The organism is Candidatus Nitronereus thalassa (genome assembly GCF_032191465.1).
GTDB lineage: Bacteria > Nitrospirota > Nitrospiria > Nitrospirales > UBA8639 > Nitronereus > Nitronereus thalassa.
This window is the reverse complement of record NZ_JAQOUE010000001.1, coordinates 1127459-1153533: the sequence shown is the minus strand read 5'-3', so window position 1 is coordinate 1153533 and position 26075 is coordinate 1127459. Positions and strand designations below refer to the sequence as shown.

25 protein-coding genes are annotated in these 26075 nt (G+C 48.1%); 10 read left to right on the top strand and 15 right to left on the bottom strand.

The window, feature by feature from the left end; all coding sequences use genetic code 11:
• Window positions 1–142 precede the first annotated feature (142 nt).
• From PPG34_RS05255 to ppc, 10 genes are all read right to left on the bottom strand, one after another.
• Window positions 143–988, bottom strand: a complete 846-nt coding sequence (locus PPG34_RS05255) for a mechanosensitive ion channel family protein (RefSeq protein WP_313832096.1) — start codon at window positions 986–988, stop codon at window positions 143–145.
• A gap of 12 nt (window positions 989–1000) precedes the next feature.
• Window positions 1001–1183 carry a hypothetical protein gene (locus PPG34_RS05250; protein WP_313832095.1) on the bottom strand — a complete coding sequence of 61 codons (183 nt, stop codon included), beginning with the start codon at window positions 1181–1183 and terminating at the stop codon, window positions 1001–1003.
• Window positions 1184–1185: 2 nt separating this feature from the next.
• On the bottom strand, window positions 1186–1701 hold the full coding sequence (locus PPG34_RS05245; protein ID WP_313832094.1) for an RNA polymerase sigma factor: 516 nt from the start codon (window positions 1699–1701) through the stop codon (window positions 1186–1188).
• Between the two features lie 130 nt (window positions 1702–1831).
• Window positions 1832–3721 carry an alpha-E domain-containing protein gene (locus PPG34_RS05240; protein WP_313832093.1) on the bottom strand — a complete coding sequence of 630 codons (1890 nt, stop codon included), beginning with the start codon at window positions 3719–3721 and terminating at the stop codon, window positions 1832–1834.
• Between the two features lies 1 nt (window position 3722).
• The gene (locus PPG34_RS05235; protein WP_313832092.1) at window positions 3723–5183 is read right to left on the bottom strand and encodes a circularly permuted type 2 ATP-grasp protein; all 1461 of its coding nucleotides are present in this window, start codon (window positions 5181–5183) and stop codon (window positions 3723–3725) included.
• A gap of 109 nt (window positions 5184–5292) precedes the next feature.
• Window positions 5293–6192 (bottom strand): mechanosensitive ion channel family protein, encoded by a 900-nt coding sequence (locus PPG34_RS05230; RefSeq protein WP_313832091.1) that lies wholly within the window; start codon window positions 6190–6192, stop codon window positions 5293–5295.
• A gap of 167 nt (window positions 6193–6359) precedes the next feature.
• The gene (locus PPG34_RS05225) at window positions 6360–7310 is read right to left on the bottom strand and encodes an alpha-L-glutamate ligase-like protein (protein WP_313832090.1); all 951 of its coding nucleotides are present in this window, start codon (window positions 7308–7310) and stop codon (window positions 6360–6362) included.
• Between the two features lie 7 nt (window positions 7311–7317).
• Window positions 7318–8847: an inactive transglutaminase family protein gene (locus PPG34_RS05220; RefSeq protein ID WP_313832089.1), complete on the bottom strand. Its 1530-nt coding sequence runs from the start codon at window positions 8845–8847 to the stop codon at window positions 7318–7320.
• A gap of 4 nt (window positions 8848–8851) precedes the next feature.
• Window positions 8852–9406 (bottom strand): ATP-dependent zinc protease family protein, encoded by a 555-nt coding sequence (locus PPG34_RS05215; RefSeq protein WP_313832088.1) that lies wholly within the window; start codon window positions 9404–9406, stop codon window positions 8852–8854.
• Window positions 9407–9633: 227 nt separating this feature from the next.
• Window positions 9634–12462 (bottom strand): phosphoenolpyruvate carboxylase, encoded by a 2829-nt coding sequence (gene ppc / locus PPG34_RS05210; protein ID WP_313832087.1) that lies wholly within the window; start codon window positions 12460–12462, stop codon window positions 9634–9636.
• A 453-nt stretch (window positions 12463–12915) separates the two neighbouring features.
• Between ppc and PPG34_RS05205 the strand changes: the two genes are divergently transcribed.
• Together PPG34_RS05205 and PPG34_RS05200 are read left to right on the top strand one after the other, a co-directional pair.
• Window positions 12916–13068 carry a hypothetical protein gene (locus PPG34_RS05205; RefSeq protein WP_313832086.1) on the top strand — a complete coding sequence of 51 codons (153 nt, stop codon included), beginning with the start codon at window positions 12916–12918 and terminating at the stop codon, window positions 13066–13068.
• Window positions 13069–13127: 59 nt separating this feature from the next.
• Complete coding sequence (locus PPG34_RS05200) at window positions 13128–13328, top strand: hypothetical protein (protein WP_313832085.1); 201 nt, start codon at window positions 13128–13130, stop codon at window positions 13326–13328.
• A gap of 439 nt (window positions 13329–13767) precedes the next feature.
• Here PPG34_RS05200 and PPG34_RS05195 read toward each other — a convergent pair whose 3' ends face one another.
• The gene (locus PPG34_RS05195) at window positions 13768–14184 is read right to left on the bottom strand and encodes a hypothetical protein (protein WP_313832084.1); all 417 of its coding nucleotides are present in this window, start codon (window positions 14182–14184) and stop codon (window positions 13768–13770) included.
• Between the two features lie 739 nt (window positions 14185–14923).
• Here PPG34_RS05195 and PPG34_RS05190 point away from each other — a divergent pair.
• The 6 genes from PPG34_RS05190 (at window position 14924) to PPG34_RS05165 (ending at window position 21207) form a co-directional block, all read left to right on the top strand.
• The gene (locus tag PPG34_RS05190; RefSeq protein ID WP_313832083.1) at window positions 14924–15535 is read left to right on the top strand and encodes a hypothetical protein; all 612 of its coding nucleotides are present in this window, start codon (window positions 14924–14926) and stop codon (window positions 15533–15535) included.
• A gap of 5 nt (window positions 15536–15540) precedes the next feature.
• Window positions 15541–16749 (top strand): L,D-transpeptidase family protein, encoded by a 1209-nt coding sequence (locus PPG34_RS05185; protein ID WP_313832082.1) that lies wholly within the window; start codon window positions 15541–15543, stop codon window positions 16747–16749.
• Entirely contained in the window at window positions 16746–17393 is a 648-nt protein-coding gene (locus tag PPG34_RS05180) for a L,D-transpeptidase (protein ID WP_313832081.1), read from the top strand. Before PPG34_RS05185 ends, PPG34_RS05180 begins: the two co-directional genes overlap by 4 nt.
• Window positions 17353–18084 carry a hypothetical protein gene (locus PPG34_RS05175; RefSeq protein ID WP_313832080.1) on the top strand — a complete coding sequence of 244 codons (732 nt, stop codon included), beginning with the start codon at window positions 17353–17355 and terminating at the stop codon, window positions 18082–18084. The genes PPG34_RS05180 and PPG34_RS05175 overlap by 41 nt, the downstream gene beginning before the upstream one ends.
• A gap of 103 nt (window positions 18085–18187) precedes the next feature.
• Window positions 18188–19177: a hypothetical protein gene (locus PPG34_RS05170; RefSeq protein ID WP_313832079.1), complete on the top strand. Its 990-nt coding sequence runs from the start codon at window positions 18188–18190 to the stop codon at window positions 19175–19177.
• Window positions 19174–21207 carry a CocE/NonD family hydrolase gene (locus tag PPG34_RS05165; protein ID WP_313832078.1) on the top strand — a complete coding sequence of 678 codons (2034 nt, stop codon included), beginning with the start codon at window positions 19174–19176 and terminating at the stop codon, window positions 21205–21207. Before PPG34_RS05170 ends, PPG34_RS05165 begins: the two co-directional genes overlap by 4 nt.
• On the opposite strand, the gene PPG34_RS05160 is transcribed toward PPG34_RS05165, so the two are convergent.
• The 4 genes from PPG34_RS05160 to PPG34_RS05145 form a co-directional block, all read right to left on the bottom strand.
• Window positions 21199–22227, bottom strand: a complete 1029-nt coding sequence (locus tag PPG34_RS05160) for a D-alanine--D-alanine ligase family protein (protein ID WP_313832077.1) — start codon at window positions 22225–22227, stop codon at window positions 21199–21201. The genes PPG34_RS05165 and PPG34_RS05160 overlap by 9 nt on opposite strands.
• Before the next feature lie 55 nt (window positions 22228–22282).
• Window positions 22283–22807, bottom strand: coding sequence for a response regulator (locus PPG34_RS05155; protein ID WP_313832076.1), 525 nt, complete (start codon window positions 22805–22807; stop codon window positions 22283–22285).
• A gap of 208 nt (window positions 22808–23015) precedes the next feature.
• Window positions 23016–23468, bottom strand: coding sequence for a response regulator (locus PPG34_RS05150; RefSeq protein ID WP_313832075.1), 453 nt, complete (start codon window positions 23466–23468; stop codon window positions 23016–23018).
• A 35-nt stretch (window positions 23469–23503) separates the two neighbouring features.
• The gene (locus tag PPG34_RS05145; RefSeq protein ID WP_313832074.1) at window positions 23504–23746 is read right to left on the bottom strand and encodes a hypothetical protein; all 243 of its coding nucleotides are present in this window, start codon (window positions 23744–23746) and stop codon (window positions 23504–23506) included.
• Window positions 23747–24234: 488 nt separating this feature from the next.
• On the opposite strand from PPG34_RS05145, the gene PPG34_RS05140 reads away from it, so the two are divergent.
• Together PPG34_RS05140 and PPG34_RS05135 are read left to right on the top strand one after the other, a co-directional pair.
• Window positions 24235–24405, top strand: coding sequence for a hypothetical protein (locus PPG34_RS05140; RefSeq protein ID WP_313832073.1), 171 nt, complete (start codon window positions 24235–24237; stop codon window positions 24403–24405).
• 74 nt (window positions 24406–24479) lie between these two features.
• The gene (locus PPG34_RS05135) at window positions 24480–26075 is read left to right on the top strand and encodes a sensor histidine kinase (RefSeq protein ID WP_313832072.1); all 1596 of its coding nucleotides are present in this window, start codon (window positions 24480–24482) and stop codon (window positions 26073–26075) included.

Sequence of the window (26075 nt, the reverse complement as noted above, 5' to 3'; positions counted from 1 at the left end):
TCTGAGCAACTCGGATTGCCTTAGAAAGCTGATTTAGAGAATTAAGAAAAGGATGCAGTCACGAGGCAAAGAAGAGGGGTGCGCTTCCTACTCCTAGAGAAAGTCTGGGAAATCATAAATAATACTAGGGTGCTAGGGGATGTTAGGAGTTTCGTGTTCGAGAACCTTCGGCGATAATCCGTTCATTTGGGATATGCAAATTTTCATCATTCTCCGTCTTGAGGACGACGGAAATGGGTGTAATCTTAATAATGGTGCCTTTTTGTCCCGCCAAACGTACTTCATCTCCGATATGATAAATTTGGCAGATATAATAGCGTGAGAGCACGTTGGACACGATCGTCCGACTTCCCAGTCCGACCGAAAGAGCAATGGCTAACACGACACCGCCGATGATGAGAGTGATGTTTGCAGTAAATACGGTCATGTCCAACCCAATTTCTGTCAGTGCCAGAATGATGCCCGACCCTACGATGACAATCTCAAGGAGAGTGCTGAGCATGCCTGCATAGGCAATATTGAAGTTGGAAGAGGTGGACCGGATGGTGTCTTTGACAATTTTGGCAACATAAAGGGAAATCATGAGGATAAGGAAAGCCCCGAGTATATGGGGGAAATACGCGATGAAGGTATTTAAGGTTTGAAGGACAACCCGAATTCCCAATACTTCAGATGCAGAGACTAGAAACACGAGCAAAACCATATAGTAAACGAGGCCTCCTAAAATGGCATCGAGACTTTGGGTAATGCCCGCTTTTTGTAGTAATTCATTGAATCGAATTTTTTCTCCAAGGGCAGCAATGCCACATGCTCGCAAACCTTTTGCGGTCAACTTCCTCAAGATCCTTGCGACCGCCCAGCCAATGAAGATAAGGAAAAATGCGCCAATGAGATTGGGCAGATAAGCCCCGACAGTTTTCAAGAGACTCTCGAAAAAGGTCACAACCACGATTCCCCATTCTTTCAAATCAGTTTGTAGACCACCCATGATATTCTCCTCTTACTCGTTAGTGAGGTCATCCAAAAAGATCCCGGGAATAGAGGCGTGAAACATGCCAATTTCGCGGGCGACCAAAATAAAAAACACGGTCTTCATAATTTTTTCTTTGGTCTCGCGATCAGGGTCGGGGAGATCCAGGGCATCCAGAACCCTCTCAAATACGAGTTCTTCATCGTGTTCCATGTTTATACTTCCTCCCGAAGCTTGGTAAGCAGTCTCGATACCTTCATCTTGGCGGCGCTCACTCCCATTCCGCAAGCGGCGGAGATTTCCTCATAGGTGTACTCCCCCATAAACTTCATCGCCAGGATCGTCCGGTCTTCGATAGAGAGTTTAGAGAGTATATTTTTGACATCTGCCGAGACAGAATAGTCAATACTTTTACTTTCCTCTTGTTCTATTGTCTGCATTAACTTTTCAGAATGAATCTTTGATTTCAGGTAATTGAGGCAGTGGTTGGTCGTCAGACGATACAGCCAAGTGGAAAAAGCGGCCTCTTTTTTAAAGGTATGCAAATTTAGAAAGACTTTTATCCAGACTTCCTGCATTAAGTCGTGGGCTTGTTCAGTATGAAGGCAGATAAAGTAGCATCGTTTTAAGACTTTGGAGGCATACCGATCATACAGGGACTCAAACGCATGGATATCGCCTTGAGTAATTGAATCAATCAGTGCGTGATCGCTCTGTTTTGTATCTGTCATGGATTGAATTCTGCCAGGAAAAGGGAAGGGTTCCCGTATCATTAATGGTGGAATCCGTGAAAATTTTCACGGAACGGTTATCATCCACCAAGGCCCCTTTGTGGTCCTAGTTTATCCCAACGAGAAAAGCCTAGGGATGTGTTGCGCCTTGTGTTTCCGTCACCACCGAGATGTTGACCTCGAGATTATTGGCTGACGTACCCATATAATATCCGCTGGTGGGGGCAATGTCTTGATAATCGCAGCCTGCGGCCACGGCGACATATTGTTCATGGCAACGACGATTGTGGGTAGGATCGTAACCGACCCATGTCGGGATTTGTGTTTCTCCGAGTGGAATCAGGGTTTCTATCCAGGCATGCATTTGCCCTTCTCCGGGTAGATACCCTGAGATATATCTGGCCGGGAGCCCGGATTGTCGACACAAGGAAAGAAGTATATGCACAAAGTCTTGTGAAAGGCCTATGCCCTGTTCAAAGGCTTCGGTCGCCGTGGTGCTCACCACGGTATGTCCGGCCTCATATCGCATGTGGCTATGCACTTGGTGCATCAGCGATTCCACCAATTCGTGAGGAGGAAGATTCCGTTCTTTGGCCTGTTTGGCGAGTGCGGTAATGGGTTCGGAAGTGTTGACCAACGGGGTCAATTCCAGAAATTCCGTTGGTTGTACCGTGCAATCTGATTCTTCGAGCGTCACGCCCTGGAGTGCGAGGATGTGGTTAGGAAGATAATCCGCGAAGGTTTCGATTCGAATATCCACGACCCCCGTGATGTCTTTCTGAATTTTCGGGTGGTTTAATTCCCATACGAGATTGCCGAATGCATCGGTAAAGTGGCGATAATCCGCTGGTGGATCAATGTGCCAGCGAAGATCGATTCGCCGTTGTCGTCCATAATCTTCGGGTGGTACGACTCGGGTAATGGTCGTGACTTTGGAGACGGGCTCATAATATTGATAGACGAATTTATGGTTTACCGCGATCACGGATTTAATCGTTTCAATGGTAGGGGCTTGTTGGATATGAACGACGGGCCGTTGCGGCCGTTGGGTCGCGGTGCCAAGTTGGTCAGAATAGCCAGGCGATCGGAAATACGTTGTGGCAACATGATTTGTGAGCAGGTCTAATTGATCAACAATTTGCGTGAGGAATGCCGACAATCCGACTTTGTACACTTCATCAAGGGTTCCGAATTTCAAATCCGCGGCAAGTTGACCTGCGATCCGTTCTACCTCCCGATGTTCTGCCTGGCGAGGCGGTCCCGATAAACGGTCGAGTAAACTGCTAATTGCATTGGCGGAAAATCGCACCGAACGAGGAAATTTGTCGTGAAACAACAAAAACTGAACAATTTTTTGAGGGACCAGCGACGCCGAGTAAAACTTTCTATAGGCTTCAAAGGCACTCGCGGTTTTCAGAAGGGATAGACAGTGATGATAGTCAGCGATTGCCGCTGGTTCGCGTTCAGCTTTGCAAAGCGTAGAATCGTCAAGGAGCCGTGCCGTGCGGTTAGCTCGTTCGATGTTTTTGCCGAGCCGATAAAAATTCCATCCCTCCCCATGAATCATGGTGCCGCCGATGATCCCGTCGAGCATGTAACAACTATCGCGGATTTCGCTAAGGAGTTCATGGGGGCTGCTGACTAAATCATTGGAGCTTTTGGAGCGGAGGGTCAAGTAAAAGTTATTCAAATGTCGCCATACTTCGCTCGAAAGTTCATCCTGAATGCCTCGAGCATTGAAACGAGCTTCTTTGATCAGGTTAATCTGTGAATTCGGGTTGTCTGGATTAGTCGTGACGAATTCCAAGAAGCGATAGGTGCCCTGTTGAGGATAGAGTTGGACAAAATGCTCATATTCTCCGGTCCCCTCTAAATATTGTTGCCAGACAGCCTGTTGCTCTTCACGATTGGCAATTTCTTGCATCAGGTGAAACTTCACATCCGTATAGCGGGCAATATACTCAGTGCGTTCAATGTATCGTCCGATCCAAAAAAACGCTTCTGCCGTCCGACTCAGCATCTTAACCTTCTCCGTACAGGACCCAGGTGTCTTTACTTCCCCCACCTTGGGAAGAATTGACAACAAGGGAACCTTCTTTAAGCGCCACTCGCGTGAGTCCACCGAGTGACATGGTAATATCTTGTCCCCAGAGCACGAAGGGGCGGAGGTCGACGTGTCTTCCAACGAGGTGATCTTGATTGTCATCTTTTCGTACAACGCACGGGTGGTGGGAAAGTTGTACAATGGGCTGGGCAATATAATCACGTGGGTTCGCGAGCAATTTTTGTTTGAACTCTGCTTGCTGAGCTTTTGTAGAAGAAGGACCCATGAGCATACCGTAGCCTCCGGATTCGTTGACGGCTTTGACAACTAGCGAATCCAGGTGTTCGGTGACATATTGTAGGTCGGATTTGTTTTCGCATTGGTAGGTGGGAACATTGGGGAGAATGGGAGTCTCCTTTAAATAATACTCAATCATCGCAGGGACATAGGTGTAGACCGCTTTGTCATCTGCGACGCCAGTGCCAATGCCGTTAGCCAAGGCCACGTTGCCAGCTCGATAGGCTCGCATGAGACCGGGCACGCCCAGTACCGAATCTGAACGAAAGACTTCGGGGTCTAAGAACGCATCATCCACTCGTCGATAGATTACATCAACTGGTTCAAGACCTTGGGTGGTTTGCATGAAGACTCGGTCGCCTTCGACAATGAGATCGCGGCCTTCCACGAGCTTTATGCCCATTTGTAAGGAAAGAAACGAATGTTCGAAATAGGCCGAGTTGTAGACTCCAGGAGTCAACAGCACGACGGTTGGGCGCTCCCGAGAAAGAGGATCAAGGAAGCGAAGATTATCCAACAATTGTGAGGTGTAATGGTCGACAGGCCGTACCCGCATTTCCGAGAATAAATTTGGAAATAATTGTTTCATGACGATTCGGTTTTCCAGCACGTAGGAAATACCCGAGGGGGAGCGAAGATTGTCTTCGAGCACAAAATAGGTGCCCTCATGATCTCGAACGAGATCGATGCCGGCAATATGAATATAGATATCCTTGGGTGGGCGAAAGCCGCGAAAATCTTTCTGAAAATGAATGGAGCTTTCGATGAGCTTCCGTGGCACGACTTTATCGCGGAGAATTTTTTGGTCGTTGTAGATATCAAGCAGGAACTGGTTGAGGGCAAGAACGCGTTGACGAATGCCCTGCTCAATCAGACTCCATTCACTGTTCGGTATAATACGAGGGAGGAGATCAAAGGGGAAAATTTTTTCGGTTTGTTGCGCATCCCCGTAGACGGTAAAGGTAATGCCCTGCCGAAGAAAGGCTTGGTCGCCTTGGCGTCGTTTTAAATCAAACTCACGCAAAGAGAGTTCTTGAAGGCGGTGACAGAGCTGCCGGTAATGGGGGCGGGGGGTTCCCTTTGCCTCAAACATTTCATCATAGCCGCGCATGAGCTGATAAGCATCAAACAAGCTTTTCACATCGTATCCTTTTTCTGCGATTCCATTCGGAATGATATTCGTTTGGTGGTATCACTCAACCATTCTGATGGTGGAAACAAATCCATGGCTGGCTATTGAACCTCAATCCTCATGATGTCTGCAAGCTGTGGATATTCAAAGGTGGGGCCGATCCTTCTTTCGGTTCGCCCCAATAAATGGTTCGATGCGGGAAAGGGATTTCTATGCCGTTTGCATCAAACGCAAGTTTGATACGCCGATTCATTTCTCGCCCCACGGCCCATTGTTGAATAGGTTTGGTCGTGATTCGGCATTTGATGACCACGGCAGAGTCTGCAAATGAATCGACACCTAACATTTCTAAGGGTTCCAAAATGTCTGGGCCGTATTTTGGATCGTTCTGCATTGCCGCGCCCACGTCTTTCAGGATTGACATGACCTGATCGACATTTTCCCGGTAAGCAACTCCGACATTAAAGACATACCGCGAATACCCCATAGTCATATTGGTGACGGTCGAAATTGTGCCATTCGGGACAATATGGACATTGCCCGCAAGGTCGCGCAGGGATATCGTTCGCAAACCGACATCTTCCACGAGCCCGCCGACACCGGCAATATTGACCACATCTCCAACCCGGACTTGATTTTCAAGTAGAATGAAAAATCCGGAAATCACATCCTTGACCAAGCTCTGCGCGCCAAATCCAATGGCCACGCCTCCAATGCCGGCAGCGACCAACAATGGCCCCAGGTCGATGCCGAGTTGGGATAAGATCGTGGTGACACCAATTCCTGTAATAAGAACGCGAACTAAATCTCCAAGTACATTCGTGAGGGTATTGGCCCTCTTGATTTGGGCTTGATCCGGAAAGCTTCCTTCAATAAACCGGCCGAGACGGGCCAACCCTCTCTTTAACAGTGTAAATCCTAAAAACATGGCGACGAGGACGACCAGAATTAACAGACCGTTTCCCAAGAGCCAGGAAAGCAGTTGCGTGGTGATTTGTTCCATGGTTTGAGTCTCCATATGCAACCTCCCTATACAATGAATGCGAATGCGCCGTACTGCAAAGTGATGGTCTTTCTATGTGAGGGGTAACGCGGATGGCTAAAATACCAATTTTGAGAAGTTTGAACAATTTGATCTGAAACGGGTAGAAGGAAATCGATCCGTGTTTGGAAGAAGGGAAAAGGTTAAGCCCCCAAATAACCGAAATGTTCTCTGGCAAATTCCAGGCGTTTCTCCAGAGTCGTCAGGGTGGGGTGCCATTGTTCTACCTTTTTCAGTCGTGGAAGAAGTCCAGCCTGATTGGCGATTTGGATATTCAGACCAGGGCGTGCATTAAGTTCTAAAACCAAGGGGCCTTTGTCTTGATCCAATACCAAGTCTACACCTTGATAACCCAGTCCGGTTAATTCATAACTCCGTGCCGCAATATTCAACAGGGTGTCCCACGTAGGAATCTGGACGCCTTGGATGGGGTTTTCGGTATCCGGGTGTTCCGTCACGATTTCATTTTTCCAGACACCTTTGAGTGTCCGGCCGGAGGCCAAGTTAATTCCCGCGCCAATAGCTCCTTGATGCAGATTGGCTTTCCCATCCGACATCTTCGTGGGCAATCGAACCATGGCCATGACGGGTACGCCCAAAAACACAATAATTCGTATATCCGGAACACCCTGAAAGCTTATGGCCGAAAAAACAGGGTCAAATTTCACACGGTATTCGATCAACATCTTATCCGGGTGCCCGCCTAAACTATAGAGGCCACTCAGAATATTCGAGACGTGGTGCTCCAATTCCTCTTGACCAATGAGTTGGCCATTCACATGTCGATATCGGTCTTTCCGTCGTCCGGAGATGACAATGATACCGTCTCCTCCGCTACCTTGAGCGGGCTTAAGCACAAAATCTTCATAGGGCTGAAGGAGAGTGTGGAGTTGTCTAATTTGCCGCTCAAACTCAATTACGCCATAGAGCGGCGGGACGGCGATTCCTGCCTGTTCGGCTAATCGCTTGGTAGTGAGTTTGTCATCAACGAGGGGAAAAAATTGGCGAGGATTATGCCACAGGGTGTATTCCGCATTTCGTTGATTGAGGCCGAGGACCCCACCTTCCTTGAGTTTTTTGGCCAGGGCAAACATCGTAAGACTATCCGGTTTCCTGGGCTAAGGCTTTAAATCGCTTCAGTTCTAATAGACGCAATCCGGAATATCTTCCAAGGAGTAATGTGGCCGCAAGAATAATCAAGAGTAATTCGGGAAATACGAATAATAAATGTTCAAGAAAGGGTAGGCTCATGGTGAGGTAGGTGAGGGTTGCGACGGCTAAGCTTCCCAAGCCCTGTTGTAATGCTTCCTGTGGTCCCCGTTCCTCCCAGACGATGCACATCCGTTCAATGGTCATTGTCAGAATGACCATAGGGAATAAGGCAATGGATAATCCATGGTCGATACCCAACTTGTGGGTTAAAATACTCAGAAAAGCCATTAACATGACGACCAGAATCAGGAGGGAGGCCAATCGAGGAACAAGTAGGAGCTTTAAATGTTCTAAATAAAATCGAATGCCGAGTCCCAAAGTGACGATCACAGTAAACAATATAATTCCCCAAAGGAGCTGGGTTTCACGAAAGGCGAGGGCAATGAGGATGGGCATAAAGGTGCCAAAGGTTTTGAGTCCAATGACATTGCGGAGTAGGACTAATAGGAGTGCTCCCAAGGGGACCATGAGTAAGACGCGATACACGGTTTGAGTTTCCAGTGGAAGACTGAACAGAGAAAATTCCAGGAGTTTCGGTGTCGCGAGTTGGCTTCGAACAATGGCGGATTGAATCGCGGCCTCTTGATTGGGCGCCACGAGGATGGTGGCCTCTACATTTTCGGCGCCAATGACATCCATCATTGGGAAGGTCCCTCTCCACCACGTGAAATAGTCGTCAGGAATTTCAGGCGTTCCGGTTGCTGGATCATATGATTTCCACAGGCCTTTATCGAAAATCTGAATCCAATGAATGATTGGAGCGGTGTTCAAGGTTTCTTTTAGTTGAATGCCGTGAGCCACACGTGCAGGAATTTTGGCGAGGGCTAAGACTTGCGTGACTACCTGCAAACGTTCCTCAGAGGTGGCGGTGGGGTTTACTAATCCCTGAATAATGGGGTCGGAGTCCACTTCTCGGATGCGGGTGAGGAGTCCTGATACCAACGTGGGTGTGTCCGCTGATTTGGTTTCGATTTCCCTCAGGAGTGCTGTGGCAGCCTCCAGTTTGGCGCCGGTCCAGTCCGGCATAGGCATCGGAGGAAAGGCTGTGACTGTTGGATCTTCTACCGACACGACTCGTCGAACGGTGCCGCGGTAGAACAGGCTTTGTTTTCCCTTGACCGAACGTCTCGACCACACGGCTTGACGGTTGGCCTCATCGGTATTGGTGGTAAGGCCGAAACTTTGAGAAATGAAATTCTCATTCACGACGGAATATCGTCTGGTGTTGCGTGGGATCATCAAAGAGATTTTGACAGGCTTCTTTTTTCCGGAAAATGTGACATGAACTTCGATATCCCAGATAGTGGTGGTCGTAGCTGGTTTCAGAGGGAATTCCAAAACGATCGCCTTGTAGGCGAATGCACCGATGCCCATACTGGTCAGGAAGGCGACAAGGATGAACAGGTGGCGTTTTGACATGGGGTCATTCAGGAAAACACTGAGGTTCGTGGACAAACTCTTTGCTCGGATCTACAAGGGTGTCTCCACGAAGAAAGCTTCGACCAATGAGCATTTTATATTCAAAATTTTTACGGTCCGCTAAATTCACTTCCATATCCTCTTTGTAAATGGTGCCAAGGCAAATCCCCATCTTTACTACCAGGCGGACCTCATCGGGAACGCCATGTCGGGTGATTTGCGTGGTTCGGAAAATGGGTCGTTCCATGACTGTAGTTTGGTTATCGATAGACTTTAGTGTAAAGCGGACCCATTCCTCCTCTCCTTTTTTAAAGGTGGCGATATCAGTGGCATGAATTGAAGAGTTGTCAGCGCCGGTATCAATTTTGGCATGCATAAGGATTTGGCCGGGGAAGACACGTACTTTTTCTAGCCACCCTATCTTCGCTTTTTTTGCTAAAACTGGAGAAATGCCTGTTCCCATCAGTGCGAGGGTCAGTAAGGCTATAACGAGCCAATATCCTTGCCCTAATCCAAGTGGCATATTGGAAGATTGATTGTGACGGTTGGGGAACATCATAGAGTTATCCTTAAAAGTTGGAAATTTTCACGCTCAATATTTTTTGTTGTAGGGAAAAGCCTTGCCAAAAATACTGGAGCCCGATAATGCCATGTTTTCCAAATTTCTGCACCTTATTCCCAAAAATCCCAGTTCCTCAGTAAGTATTTCTGGTGGTCATGAAAATGATGTAGAAGTGACCGGTTTCCGTTTCTTCACTTTACCATTTTTTGTTTTGATGGGGGTGGTTATCCTGTATTCCGCAAACCTGCGGCAATGGCATTGATACTACGAAGCAAAATCGATTGCCAGATAGCGTGTGGTGTTTCGTTTTCCGGAGATGTTCGAAGTCGTTGGAGTAAAGTGACTTGAATATGATTCAACGGCTCTAAATAGGGGTTGCGACGTGAAATCGAAAGGGCCAAAGGCAAATCTTCTTGGAGAAGGGTCTCGGCCCCTATGATGTCCAATACTTGCTTGACTGTCCGTTCGTATTCTTCCTTGACCAACGAATAAATCATGGCGCCCTGTTGGGAATTTCGACATAGCTGGGCGTATTCGCTAGCAATGTTCATGTCCGCTTTGGCTAATGCCATTTGCGTATTGCTGAGCAAAGACCGGAAAAATGGCCATTGGCGATACAAGGCACGAAGTGACCCCAGCCGAGCTGGATCATGAGATCGCCAAATTTCCAATGCCGAGCCGATACCATACCATGCTGGTAAGGTATGCCGAATTTGTCCCCACCCGAATACCCAGGGAATGGCGCGAATGGATTCTTTGGATGACTCACTAGTTTGGCGATGCGTGGGACGCGATCCGATGTTCAATTGCCCAAGTTGCCGAACCGGCGTCACATCGTAGAAATAGTCAAAAAACCCTGGGGTTTGTTCGGTGAGTTGCCGATAGCTTTTTTCGCTGGACTTGGCCAGTGTTGTCATTATGTCATGGGCTTGGTTCCAGTCATAAGACAATCCTTTAATCAAATGGGAGCTGGCTTTAAGTAGACCCGTAATCCCCATGGTTAATTCATACACCGCTGTTTCCACGTGACTATACTTGTGCGAGAGCACTTCGCCTTGCTCGGTGAATTTGATTTGCCCATGCACGGTGCCTTCGGGTTGGGCGAGAATGGCCTGGTGGGTGGGGCCGCCTCCACGGCCCACGGTGCCTCCTCGTCCATGAAACAAGCGGCACGTGATTCCAAAAGACTTTGCCAGGGAAATGATTTTCCGTTGGGCATCATGTAATCCCCAGGCAGATGCCAGGATGCCGCCATCTTTACAAGAATCGGAATACCCCAACATGACTTCTTGGAAATTGTTGGCACAGCGAAGCAATTCACGGTAGATGGAATGGTTGAACAACGTGTGAAGGATGGCCTCACAATGTGCCAAATCCTCGATGGTCTCGAATAATGGAACGATCCGAATGCGACAAGCCCACTGCCCTGTCGATGAGTAACTGATGAGACCAGCCAGTTTTGCTAAGTACACCACCTCCAGCACATGGCTGGCCTGGTGGGTCATGGAAATCACATAACTACCAAAGGTGTGCTGACTTACTTCTCGTCCCATCTCGGTCATCACCGTGAAGACTTCAAGAATTCGAAGCGTTTCGGCGCTCAGTGATTCCGGCCAGGTTGAATTCTGGGTTGCTGTCAGTTGATCGCTCAGGACTTTCAGTTTTTGCTCTTCGGGAAGGGATTGATAGGCTGAAGCGATACCCAGGCCCCTGAGAATATCTTCCACGGCACTGGTATGCCGAGATGATTCCTCACGTACATCCAAATGGGCCAAATACATTCCGAAGGTTTCCACCAGGCGAATAAGATCTTTCAGCTCACCATCGGCGATATTGCCGTCCCCATGCGAATGCAGGGAATCGCGAATGACATACAAGTCGTCGAGCAATTCAGCTTCCGACCGATAGGCATGGTCCGCTGGTTTTCCTTTATTGCCGGAGAGACTGTGTTCGATCAGACTAATATTCATCCGTAAGCGATAGCGGATGATCGCCAATTTTCGACAATAGGGTTCATGACGAAAGAGGTGGAGATTTCGGGCAAAAGCCTTTTGTGCCACGGGTTGGTCATGGGTGAGAGACTCGAGAAATGCTGGATGCAAGGTAACCCATTTATCCGAGTGGGTGAGAACCTGAATTAACTCTTTGGCCCGTCTAAGGTATTCCCTCAAAGCGGTTCTGGCTTGTAAACGGATGGCTCGACGCGTTATGGAGGGGGTGACATACGGATTCCCATCGCGATCACCTCCAATCCACGAGCCAAATCGCAAAAAGCTTGGAACCTGCAGAGTGGGCTGTTCCGTTTCTCCGGTATATACCCGCTGGATGGATTCTTCAAAATGTCGATATACCAATGGAATGGCTTTAAAGAGTGTGGTGCGAAAAAAGTACAATCCATTGTGAATCTCATCTTCCACGCTTGGCTTCCGAGCACGACCCTCTTCGGTTTTCCAAAGGATCTGGACGGAGGCTTGCAATTGGTTGATGACCTGAGCGCGTTCATATTTACTGAGTTGGGAATTGTTGAGTTCTTCGCTAATGACAAAGATGCGTTGAAGTGTTTCCAGAATATTTCGATGTTTGGTTTCCGTGGGATGGGACGTGAATACCGGAATATATTGTATGGTGTGAAGTAGCTGTTGGAGATCCTCGGGGGAATGACCGCTTTCCTGAAAAGCCAACAGGGTATGGTCAAAGGATCCCTCCCAACGTGGGAGTCCTGCTTGACTGTTTTTGCGGCGTTGATGGTGCTTAAACGACTCCTCGGCAATATTGGCCAAACTAAAGTAAGTGTTAAAGGCTCGAACCACCTGCTCCAAAATTGGTTCCTCTAAGTGTTCTACCAATTTCCTTAGCCGCCTCCGCCGTGTTGGATTCGGTTTGGTTTGCAAATGGATATACCCTTTTCGCAAGGCCTCGACAGTGGCAAAAACCTGATGGTCTGCGTGGTCACGTAGTGTTTCGCCAAGAATATGCCCAAACAGTTTGACCCGAGCTCGCAAGGCCTTGTCGCTGGATGGTTGGTAGGGTGCAGGATTAGGGAGATTGACCATAGGAAGATGGGAGTTTGGTAAAAAATTAGGGATGAAGTCTGTCTGCTACGGGACCAGAGACATGATTACTTAGGTTTCTGCATGCAGGCCTTGCCTTTACTTATACGAAATGGAAGGTCAAAGCAAAATATATTCCATTTCTTCTGGCCACCAGGGAAGTGGTTTTACCTTCACTAGTTCAACTTTTCTTATGATTGAGTTGTTAGTTTAAGGACAAATAGCTCTTTTGCAAGACAAAATGTCTCATCTTGTGAAGTCTTCCAATTATAAGCCCGATTCGTCTTGCCTCGGCCAATAGCTCGAATACCAAGGAAATCCTGAAAAATGCTGTGTTGGGAGTTGGTCTGAACCCGTCGCGCAGGTCGTTTGGATTCTTTCTGAAAATGGAATGACAGTTGCACCACATACCATGAGGTTGGGAATTTTATCACCCCTAATGACTCAGGAGTTGTTATGGAAACAGGCATTCCAGGATTCTTATTTGATGGGGATCAGTCGGAGGAAGAAAAAAAGAAGGAACGCAAACCATTTTTTCCTAAACTGGATGATAAAGAATCCGCACAGCTACGACCTCCAAAGGAAATTGACAAGAAAGAAGACAAATAGTCTTTCGGTTCATAAAGGGCCATCGGATCTCATACTATTGATTAATCAGAGGAGTCAAAATGCAATTTAGAAAACAATGGGTTTTTACACTGTTTATTGCGATTGTATTGTTCGCCGGATGTGGGAATGAGACCAGCACACAAACCCCTTCGGTCCCTGAAACCCAAGAGGAAGAAGGACGGGTTGATCCTTCTAGTGCATCAGAAGATCAGCCGGCCGGCGAAGACACGGTTTCAGAAACTCCGGAACCAAAAGACTAATTTTAAAGGCAAAGGCATCGCGTTGAGGAGTTCTTAGGTGAGAGACTTTTCGGAATTGTGTTTTCCAAGTCCAATGTATTCTTGACAAATGCAAACGGCCTAAGGGAGTGATCCCGATATTGGGCGTTTTGGACGTATTCCCTACTAGTTAGGCAGCGCGCCTTCCCTTTGGTGGTCGGGAAATGTAATGAATTCTTGGTGCTGCGGCTCGCCCTGATGAGGGAAGCCCGCCAGTTTCCCAGATCTGTTGCCGATTCATAATCACTGTGTGATCAAAAACATTTCCACAGTTTACACATTTCCAAAACCAGATCATTCGCTTCAAAATGGAGAACCCATAGTGTTGGGTTCGTACCATTAAGCCTTCGCATCGTTCGCATTTCATGGTCGGCAACTCCTGATTCTGCCCAATGGTGGTCGTTGTCGACGGTGAAAGTTTTTAAAAATTTTCCTGAGATTCCACAACCGTGATTTGTCGCACGACCCCTTGTGGAGAGACGGATGCCACAATGTAGTCTCCAATATGCAAGGTACTTTGAAAGACGGTATCCTCCGTAAGCCGCAATTCCACTGTTCCATCCATCCCCTCCACAATCAAAATGAGTTCACCAACAATATCGAGAATTTTTCCTTTGACGAATAGGGTAGTGCGGTCTGTGTTGCCTTCACCATCGGACAAGGTTCCTGGTGGGGAAAGCGGTGTAAGATGAGAGTCACTTGCCAAACCAATTGTCAGACTGATTCCCAGTAGGAAAATCCCGGTGACCATCAGAATAGGACGATGAGCCGGTGCCAAAAAGAAGGCAAGGGGTCCCTGGATTGCACGCTGCCAAACTGAGTGATTTTTTAGTCTCATGTCGAGACTCCACAATTGAATAAGTGCAATGAATATGCCAATTCATTTGGATTCTTCTGTTATCGGGAGTATGCCACTATCTATCTCCATGAAATTTCTTCATCGGTTATCTATGTCCTTTTTGCCTGGAGTTGGGAGTCAAAATAGTTCAAATGAGAGAGACTAGTGAACGGTGAGGAAGGCGACTAAGGAAAAATGATAAATCGTCAAGGATAGACGAAGACAATCTGTCTTTGTAGGGACAGAAATTCTGTCCAAATGATATTTGAAAACAATCACATCATTAAAAAAATTCAAGCCTTTCCTTTTTCTTGTGGAAGATGTCGTGTGGCATATCTTTTGCTCTCTCTTACAAGTAAGGCCACGGCCTAATCCACAGGATGAAAGGAGGTGACCATTCATGAGTTCTACCAATTCACAAGAATCTAAGAAAGGAGTGGGTGTTGGGAAGCCAGGCGCGGCTCAACCAGCCCAAAAGCCTCAACCCCAGTCTCAACCCAAAAAGCCTTTTGGCAAGTAATACCCCTTGCCCTTCCGAGAGGAACCTGATGCCAAGGATTGAGATCACTTGGAATCTGACCTTAAGGAGGTCCTGCCCTTCAGTGCCAAAAGAATTATCAAAACCCTTTGCCCGAGCTTGGTCTCAACAAACTTCAGGCGAACCCTTGGTTGGGGGAAAATATCCTCCAACCAAGGATTTATGCGATCAACAACAATAATAATGAGGAGGATGACTTTCGTGAAACGCAACACTGTGCTCAGTATGGGAACTTTGTCGATTCTAATCGGCATGTTGATGTTGGGGTGTGCGGAAAAACCCATGACCACGCTTGATGCGGCGGACATGGCGCTGAAGGAAGCCCGGCAAGCGGGAGCACCGGATTATGCTCCGGAAAGTTTTCGTGAAGCCGAGACCGCCTATCAAATGGCTCAAGAAGAGCTAGCCATTCAAGATTCCAAGTTCGCGATCATGAGAAACTATGAAAGCGTGGAAGGAATGTTGCAAGCAGTGAATCAGGAGGCGCTTCGAGCCAAGACGGAAGCCGTGGCGAATAAAGAACGAGTAAAAAGTGAAGCGCAATCTGCAATGACGAATGCAAAATCTCGTGTCCAGGAAGCGCGAGTTATTTTAGCCAAAGCCCCGATGGGAAAAGGTTCACAGGCGGATCTGCAAGCCTTAAATGGCGATTTGCAAACGGCGGAATCCATGCTCGTGGAAGTTGATGGCGCTCTCGTAGCCGAAGACTTTCTTGGTGCAAAAGCCAAGGCGCAGGCCATTGAATCCTTAGCTATTCGGGTCCATGATGAGGTGGCTCATGCTTTGCAAAAAACTGGCAAAGCGAAAGCATAAGATTAATGAATATGTGGGGGGCAGGGTGGCACTCATATCTCAAAAAGGTGTTGTGGGCAATTCTGCCTCTCCTTATTACATTACCGTTTTTAGCCATGGGCGCATGGTGGGAAACCGATGAATGGCCGGAGAATTTTCCTTCGGAAGTAGAAGAATTGGATCGAAAGGCCTGGCTGGACTCGGCCCATACCTTATTCCCTACACGCTATCAAATATTTCATCAGAACATTGCTGCCCTTCGACAGAAATTTTTGCAAGACAACGCAGAATGGTGGTCGCCCCATGATCGTCAGGGGTTTGCGCAATCTTATGCGGACATTGTGAAAGAAGGCACGCTTCTTCTCCAAGCGGCTCAGCAAAAGCGAGCGGTTCAGGAAGAAGAGGTGCGGGCCTTTATCGCGCATGAGAGTCTGCAGTTAGTACGTCTTCGAAATCTCATCAGTTTATTCGATTTCCAAAATGATGTGACTGCGCTTTCCAAGGCGTATGGGTTATTAGAAGAAGCCGGGCGTCGTCAGGCTTACGGCCAACTCGATGAAGCGCGAGTCACCGTCGGGGAGGTCGTCATGCAGTTGCAGGGAGTCGAATCCCATATGATGAGTCAAATGATGCGGTATGCGGATGAGTCGCAGTTGGCTCAATGGGAGCAGTGGGTGCAGGAAACAATCCAAAAGTCGAAAACGCAACAGGACAGGGTGGTAGTCGTGGTAAAGGCCTCGCGGAAATTGTTGGTGTATGACAAAGGAAAAGAAGTCGCCCAGTATCCGGTGGAATTAGGATTTAATGGCCTGGAGGATAAAAAGCATGAAGGTGACGGAGCCACCCCCGAGGGACGATTTCATATCATAAAGAAAAAAAGTGAAGGGGAGACTCGGTTTTACAAAGCCTTACTCCTCAATTATCCCACCGTTGAGCAGACTCTTCGGTTTAAGGAAGCACAAGCCAAGGGGAGGATTCCCAGTAACCAATCCATTGGAGGACTCATTGAAATTCACGGCAAGGCCAATGATGCCCAGGAACTGACTCGCGGATGCGTGGCCTTGGAGAATGAGGCGATGGATCGCCTTTTCGAAAAAGCCAAAGTTGGTATGGCAGTGACCATTGTTGGTGCCATTCAACCTGACAATCAAATTGTCAAAATGATTCAGGACATTCAGGCGCACATTTCTGATAGGACACGATTGATTCCGGTTGGAAAAGGGAAAGTTGGGTGAATTCCCTTTGGTCAAGTCCAAACCTAGGTCGTTCAGGAGTCAGCCTGCTATCCCTTCTGTTCTTCAGTTTCATCCTTTTGGGTAGTGCGGAAAGTCCGTCTGCCGAGTTCAACAAGGCTGCTGTCAAAACGACTTCTCGAGGAAATGGTGAGGGCCGTTCCAAGAAACCATCACCATCTTCCTTGGCCCGCTTGGCTCCTCAAGGAACGTTTGTGATGGTGGATACTGCAGAAAATCGGGTGTATCTGAAAAACGGGACAAAGACCTTGTTTGCGGCAGTGGCTTCCACCGGAAGTGGGTCACGCCTTCAAGATCCACGTAACCCCGAGAAAGGTTGGATATTCAATACGCCCCGTGGAATATTTTCTATCACGGGGAAAATTGCCAATCCCATTTGGTTTAAACCTGACTGGGCTTTTATTGAGGAAGGGCTGCCGATTCCCACTCGGCAACAGGATCGAGCCGAAGCTGGTGTCTTGGGAGATTATGCCTTGGGATTTGGGGACGGGTACTTCATTCATGGTACCCTGTATACGCGTCTGTTGGGCACGAACGTGACGCATGGGTGCATCCGACTTGGCGATAAAGATCTACAGTATTTGTATGAACATGTCTCTGTGGGCACTACGCTCATTATCTATTAATCATGGCATGAAAGGGAATTTTTGGACGGCTTGGTTGGTGGCGGTCAGTGGTCTGACTGTTTTCACCTTGCCAGTAGCTGCGCAGGAGGTGACGTGTGCCTCGACCGCACCAGTCAAAGAAATCCTTCGTGCAAGCCAACAACAAGAAGTCGTGTTAGCGAAAGAAAAAGCGCTCTACGTTGTGATGAATCTTTCGCAAGGAATGTTGGAACTCAAGGCTCGCGGTATCCTCCTCAAGTCCTTTCCCTTTCTCATATCCTCTTGGGTGGGAGAGCCGTTCACGAATGTGAAGGTGGCCACTCTTACCCGGAAAATTCCCCTTATTGAACCCGAACCGACGATTCCTTCTATTGCCAAGGATGACGGGTCTGTCTCCCAGGCAGAAGCGCATCCCTTGGTCGTGACGGATATGCCGCATCGGTATACCGTAGTTTGGGGGGAAGAGTTTTCATTAGTGATCCAATCAGAAAAAATTGATTCGGCATGGGATCATGTCTTTGAACCAACGGCGAAATGGGTAAAGAGATTGACAATGCGGGTTTCGGGTTGGGGGGTGGGCATCTTTGGTTCCTCCTCAAGAGACTTAATGCTCGACCTGCCACCTGCAAAAGCCCAAGCCCTCTATTGGGCCCTTGTTAGTCCCATGAAAATGTTGATCGTGCCTGCCTCATGTTCAGGAGATAGTCACTAAAGACCGGTCTCCTGAGACCGATGTTTCTAAATCATTGCATTCCCGAATCTCCCTCAGTATGGTGCGGTAAATTTTCCTATTTTCATGAAAGGACAGTAGACCAATGCCGATTTGTGAAGCCGATCCATGGCGGATACAGTATTTTGAGGGAATTCCCTGCCCGGATGGGGTCAACATTCCTACAGAAGATAGTGATGCTTGGTTGTGGTATCCAGCGTACAAGTGGGTCTACAACAAACTTGCGATTGCCGAAAGCCAGAACTTACCCTGCGCTCCGCATGGGTTAGAGCCACCTTCCTTTCCGGTGTTTTCCAAGCCAATCTACAACATGAAGGGGATGGGGGCCGGAAGTCGGGTGATCCGCTCTTCAAAAAAATATAAACGGTATGAACGGCCAGGGCATTTTTGGATGACCTTACTTGAAGGCGATCATGTCTCAAGTGATGTGGTTGTGGTCCAGGGAGAACCTCAATGGTGGAGACATACCACTGGAAAACCCTTGGAAGGGGGCATGTTTGATTATTGGACCGTTATGGCCAATCCCATTCCTGACGTTGAAGCCTATTGCGGGGATTGGCTTCGTCGATGTTTGTCAAACTATACGGGCATGGTCAACTTTGAAACGATTGGTGGAAAAATCATTGAGGTTCATTTGAGATTTGCCGATCAATGGCCTGACCTCTATGGGGAAGGTTGGGTCGAAGCCCTCATTCGCTTGTATGCCGAAGGGATTTGGCAATTCAATGATGCGCAACGTCAAGAAGGATTCAGTGTCGTGCTGTTTGGGGCGCATGATGTGAAATACTCTCATCCTCCCAAAGTATTGGTTGATGAATTGCGTCACACGCCGAAGGTCTCGAGTATTCAAATCACATTTCATGAGGACCGCGCCCCGAAAGATCATTCCATGCCGCCCGGAGGGTTTCGGTTGGCGATCGTGAATTGTTGGGATCTCGAAACAGGGTTCAAAGTGAGAGAAAAACTCGCGTTGAGTTTTTGGTCTGCTCAATCGTTGCTTTCTCACGAAGGGGCCGAATCACAAGGTTCCAAATCTTCCTCCAATCGTAATCGTAAGAAATCAAAAATCTCATGAGTAGTGATGCCAATATTTTAGAGCGAATCCAGGAAATCGAAAACACCTGGATTCCTATGTCCGATGGATGCCGGATTGCCGCCCGTATTTGGCTGCCGAATTCTGCCCAGCATCAACCTGTGCCTGCCATCTTAGAATACATTCCCTACCGAAAGCGGGATTTCATGCGGTCTCGTGATGAACCCATTCATCGTTATTTTGCTGATCATGGCTTCGCCAGTGTCCGTGTGGACATTCGAGGTTCTGGAGATTCAGAGGGCGTGCTCCATGACGAGTATTCGCCACAAGAACATGCCGATGCGTTAGAGATTATTAATTGGATCGTGGCCCAACCCTGGTGCTCTGGATCGGTAGGCATGATGGGTATTTCTTGGGGAGGATTCAATGCGTTGCAAGTGGCGGCCTTACGACCTCCGGCGCTCAAAGCCATTATTACCCTGTGTTCCACAGATGATCGCTATGCCGATGACGCCCATTTCATGGGCGGATGTTTGCTCAACGAAAACATGCAATGGGGTTCAATCCTCACCTTGTATTCCGCCTTGCCCCCGGACCCGCACATTGTTGGTGATCGATGGAAGGCGATGTGGCAGGAACGCCTCGAAAACCTGGAACCGTTTCCCGCTGTATGGATGCGCCATCAATGGCGTGATGATTTTTGGAAGCATGGATCAATATGCGAAGATTTTTCTGCAATCCAATGCCCCGTGTATGCCATTGGCGGGTGGGCCGATGGCTATACCAATGCCATCCCTCGGTTGATGAGAAATCTTTCCTGTCCGAAGAAGGCCCTGATTGGTCCATGGGCGCATAACTTTCCGCATGATGGCGTTCCTGGGCCAGCTATAGGGTTTCTCCAAGAAGCCGTGCGGTGGTGGGAACACTGGTTGAATGGCAAATCCACGGGAATCATGGACGAGCCAGTAATTCGCGTGTGGATGCAAGAGAGTCAGCAGCCTCAACCTCAATATGCAGAATGGCCTGGCCGATGGGTGGCAGAAGACCATCTTCCCAGCTCACACATGACCCCTCAGCGTTGGTATTTGGAGCCTGGGCACTTATCTCCCCTTCCAGAGAAGCCCATAGATGTCTCATTCTGTTCGCCTCAAACGATTGGTGTGCGCTCTGGGGAATGGTGCGGGTTTGGTGCGGATGGGGAAATGCCACGAGACCAGCGTCCTGACGATGGTGGCTCTCTCGTGTTTGATAGTGATCCATTACCTGGGAGGCTCGAAGTCTTGGGGGCTCCGATTGTTGAATTGGAATTGGCCACGGATCAACCTGTGGCGATGGTGGCAATTCGATTGGGAGATGTGGCACCCGATGGGTCTGTGTTACGCGTGACCTATGGCCTTTTGAACCTTACGCATAGAGAGAGTCATGAAACGCCAGAATCGCTAAAGCCTGGAAATTGGTATACGGTTCGGATCCAACTCAATGATTTCGCTCATGCCTTTCCGCTGGGACATCGGATTAGGGTTTCTGTTTCCACCAGCTATTGGCCGATTGCCTGGCCTCCTCCCGTGCCGGTGACGTTAACCGTTCGTACAGGCCCGAGTTATCTGGAGCTTCCCGTTCGTCCACCGCGTCCAGAAGATTCTCAGTTGCGCCCCTTTGATCCTCCGGAAGCCGCCCCTGGCACCACGCATAAAAAATTGCGACAGATGCCTATGCGGCGCACGATTGAAATTGATCTTGCCACGACGGAAATGGTGTATACCCTCAAAAGTGATGGTGGTGAATTTGATGGTGCGTCGTTGGCTAGAATCGAAGAGATTGATCTGAACTTAGGTTATACACTCTTGAAGCGGTATCGCATTCTTGAAAATGATCCTCTGTCCGCGCAAACTGAATTTTCTCAAACGGCCATCATGCGGCGGGGGGATTGGGCTATTCGAGTGGAATGTCGGACGCGATTGAGTGCGACGGCGGATACGTTTCAATTTGCCGGGGAACTTGAAGCCTTTGAAGGGGATCACCTCTTGAAGCGCCATGATTGGACCTTGGCGATTCCTCGCGCGCTACTTTGACCGCTTCGACAAACGCTTGATTGCGGATTGAAGGATGTCCTGAAGCATATCTCGATATTCCATTTCCGCAAAGCCAGCCATAAATGCCAGTTTTCCATCATTCGCCCAGGCCGGGTTCGGATTGACTTCCATCAATTTGGGCTCGCCATCTGCTCCAACACGAAAATCAAATCTTGCATAATCTCGCAACCCGAATCGCTTGAATAAAGTACGCACCCATCCCTGCATTTTGGCTTCCACCTCTGTCGGCAATATGGCTTTTTTGAATTGAATATCAGTCCAATACGGGGAGTCGGGATAGGCTTTTGATTCAAAAGAAAGAATAGGATTCAAGCCTGACGGTAAACGAGAAAAGTCGACTTCCAATGTCGGGAATATTCGCAAACCCGTCTCGATATTTCCGATGACCCCAATTCCGTATTCCGGTCCTGGTAAATATTCTTGGATGAGGATGTCGCAACCGGGAAGAGTCTCGTGCAGCCAGGCCACGTAGGTGTTGGCTTCTTGCCAAGATCGCACCACAGAGTCCTTGGTGATTCCGACACTTCCATCGGCCGTGTTTGGTTTTATCAAGGCTGGGAAGACGAGTGGAAAGGATTGTGTGAGCAGGTTGGTGCCTAAAAATTGTTCTTGGGGAACTGAGACACCATGGGACTGTGCCACCAGCCGCACAATGGCCTTGTCATAACAGATCACCATCGCGGAAGGGGGCGCGCCTGTATAGGGAATTCCTAAGATTTCGAGGTAGGCAGGGATATTTAGCTCTTGAGAGGCTTGATTCCGAAATCCCGTGTCGCAAAAGTTGACGACCAAATCCGGGGGGTGACTGCGAATTTGTTTGAGGAGTGCCCTATGATCGTCAATGAATTCAAAATCATAATCCGGCCAACTTTGAAAAGCGGTCATCATGGCCACATGCGTGGATCGATCTTCTTCATTGTATTGGGCATTGCGCTTGGTAGTATCCGGTAGGTGGTGGTCACCAGTAATTACGGCAATCTTTTGAAAGGACTGAGTCATGGGAGAAAGCGGTTGGAGTAGGGTTCGATTCGTCCCAAAACGTGGGTCTGAATTGTTAAGCTGCCTTGGGGAATCGGAGGGGTTCTTCTCGAATGATCCGGTTGATTTCGGACGCCTTGCATGGTTTATCCAGGATATTCTTAATGCCAAACGTTTTAGCCAACGATTTGACCATATCACTGTGGCCCGATGTCATCAAGATGACCAAGGGGTGACCGTAGGAACGGTCTTCCATGATGTGTTGGGCTAATCCCAACCCATCAAGAAACGGCATGACCAGGTCAGTCAGCACGACATCGAATTTTCTGTTTTTCAAATAGCGTAGGGCGTCGGTTCCACACTCGGCTTCTTGGCAGTCATAGCCAAAGATAACTAACCCTTCACGCAGGGTGCGCCGAAATTCGGCTGCGTCGTCAACGATCAATATGGACGGCAAAGCACAACCCAAAGACAAGGAATGAAATGTAGGCTGAGTGGCATGAGGGAGAGGAGGTTGATAAATGCATGGTGAGGGCGACATGCTGCGATCTTTATTCACTCCGGTAGGTCGTGTGTCCGTGGAAAATTTTGAATTCATCATTTGCTCCTTTCGCATATATTAGTGAAGCAAAAGGTGTACCAAGGATTAACCGACACCAATGTCAAAATACCTCGAAAGAATAAACGGAACCTGAGGAATGTCCTCTCGAGCGAGAGACATTTTGTTTAAATCGTGGAAAAAGTGTCTTTGGGGAGGTGGGGATTAAATGTAACAAGAATCGTGAACCCCATTTAACTTTAGCGAAATCTTAGGCCGCAGTGGGAAACCTTTGTCGAATGTCCATAATTTCTTGGTGAATAACCACAGGGTGACACGGTTTGGCAAAAATTTTTCTTACTCCCGCTGCTTGGGCCAGTGGCGCTAACAAGTCAGTATTACTTGCTGTCATCATGAGGACGATTGGACTCCCGAGAGACGGGTCTTCCTTAAGACATTTGGCTAATTCGAATCCATCAAGGTGGGGCATTTGAACGTCGGTGAGGACTACATCGTAATGGCGGTTGTGCAATTTTCCTATGGCGTCAAGCCCGTGGCTCGCTTCTTCACATTGATGTCCAAATGATTCAAGAGCGACACGGAAATAAAGGCGAATGTAGGGGATGTCGTCAACGATTAGTATTGACGGGAAAGGGGGCGGCGTGTTGGCCATTTTGAAATTTGTTCTGGTTAATAAAGATAAATGATCAAGGGCACGTCTCATTATTGCGAGACGTGCCCTTGATAGGTTGCGGCGGATTAGGATTCGTCGCCAGATTTCTTATTTTCCTTTTTGGCCTTTTTCCCTGAGCGCTTTTTTTTCGCCATTTTTTTGTGCTTGGCTTCCGATTTGGCTGGAGCTGCAGCATGATCCGCGCCCATGTGCTGTTCTGCAGGAGGAGCGGCTGGTTGTGAAACTTCCGGTTCGGCAAACACAGGTGTTCCTAAGGTGAAGGTGAGGGCGGTAAACAATGCGACAATCGTTGTGGGCTGAGAAGACATGAAATGCTCCTTTGTAAAGGTTGGCTTGGTATGACTTTTTAGCAGACATCCATCGCGACTAATGAATGATTAGGAGCGAGATGTCTTACGAATAAGAAGAAAAATAAAGCAAAAACCATACCAGGGCGCTTTGGTTAGACTTTTTTTTAAAAAATACAATGGAAATCCAATTCTTGGTCCTCGCCGAATGAAAATGCAATTCGGGTTTGAAAGATATTCTGTCCGTTGCCAAGACAAATTGTCCCGAAACTTCATCGATAGATGCCCTTTTTTATATTCTGCGATCTATTCGTTAATACACCGCGAACCTAGGGTTGGTGGCCTTCATTGTTTCGGATTTCAGACGTTTGGATTATTCGGAGATAATGATTTGGCATTGTCTTTGCTTCTTTAAAAAGTAAGTTGCGAGATTCTTTGTTAAAGTCAGTTGTTAGGAAATCTATCTTGCAGTGGGTTGAACAAAGAGATTTAGACCTGGAGGATATTTCATGATAAATCAATGTGAATGGTGTGGAAGGCATTCTTCAACGACGGTCTATGAGTTGGTCACCCAACAAGAAGTCTGTCTTTGGTGCTATCAACGGTTAGTTTACCAGGGCACATGCTTGTTTAGTGCCATGGCAGACGGTGAGCTCCAAAGGTTGCCAAAGGCCGCGTAATAATCCTGTAGTTTTCGCTACGACCCCAAGACCCCTAATCTTGGCAAGATCTACGGGGGTGGATATGATGCGCTATGTCGTTTCGATATTGGCCTTATTCGCTTCCGGCAAAAGCCAGTGTGATGGTTATTGGAATGGTGGCCTTAGCTCTGATTTTGGCAGAGGTTGTTGAGCGGGCGTATGTTACGGAGTTAGCGAAAGAAAACATTCAATTAAAAACCGTGTCCTTACTCCGGCAGGTCGATGCCCGGCTTCAAACTATGGCTCAATTTCGTGCGGAAAAAGCGAGAGAAAAGATTGTCCGGGAATTAATGGAACGCACTCCCGATCTGCTCCATATCAGTGTGTATCAAATCGTAAAATCCCAGTCAGCCCAACTCTTGCTGCTCACCCAGGTTGGGGAGAGTAGTCGTTTTTCTCAGACTATTCCCCATGAAGTCGAGGAAGCGGTGAAGCGAGGCCAACCTGTGAGTACTCCCCAAGACGTTCGACGTGAACACATTATTAAAGTGGCTCTGCCTATTATGATTCAGGGAGAAATTCGAGGTGTTGCCTATGCGGAATTTTGGACTGGGCAGTTTGATGCTCTGACGAAGTTTCTCTTTCAGTGGTCGCAAATCATACGAATTGGATTAGGGGTGGTTTTAGTCATCGGCATGAACGGGTTTTTATATCTTTGGGTATTGCGTCCCCTGGAAAAGATAGAGTCTGGTATTACCTCCTTGCGTCAGCAGGAATGGAAGGCTCAGGTTCCGGTGCATGCCGACGATGAAATTGGCGCGATCGCCAAGAGTTTCAACGCGATGGCCGATCATATCCGAACGGTGGTAGAGGAAAATCACCGACTGACGCAGGCCTTGGCTCAATCTCGAGATGAGTTGCAGCATCGGGTCGATCACGCCACCGCCGAACTATTGAGGAACAATGAGTCATTGACTCAAATGAATGAGCAGCTTTCGGCTGCTCGTCGGGAGGTGGTTCATCATCAACGGTTAGCGGTCCTTGGGCAATTGGTAGCCACCATCGCTCATAAAATCGGGACACCCTTAACGGCAATTTCCGGTCATTTACAACTCCTTCAGGAAACCCCAGAGTTGCCGGAAAAAATTCGCAATCGAGTGGATACGGTGCTGAAGCAAACCGATCGTTTAGGCAAGGTCATTCAAAGCTTGTTAAATGTGGCACGGCCACCGATTCTGAATAGGGAAGCCATTTCACTTCGAGTTTTTTTAGAACACATTGAAACTTTTTTTCGGCCGTTATGCGATGAACATCATATTGTGCTGACCACCGAATGTGATCCATCCGTGAGCACCATTCAGGCCGATTCTGCTCAATTGCAAGAAGTCCTGGGAAACCTCATCGATAATGCTATTGATGTCATGCCGCAAGGGGGACGATTGACCCTTCGCGTTTCTCTCGATAACTCCTCCAATTCATCCACAAACAAACCTCAGGTCAAAATTGAAGTCACCGATACTGGACCCGGGATTTCTCAAGAACTTCAATCTAAGATATTTGACCCATTTTTTACGACAAAAGGGATGGGTAAAGGGACCGGGTTAGGGCTTGCGATTGCGAATGAAATTGTGACGCTGCATGGGGGTACGCTTTCTGTTAAAAGTGAAGCGGGCACCGGCACCTCATTTGTCATTGCTCTGCAGGTCTGA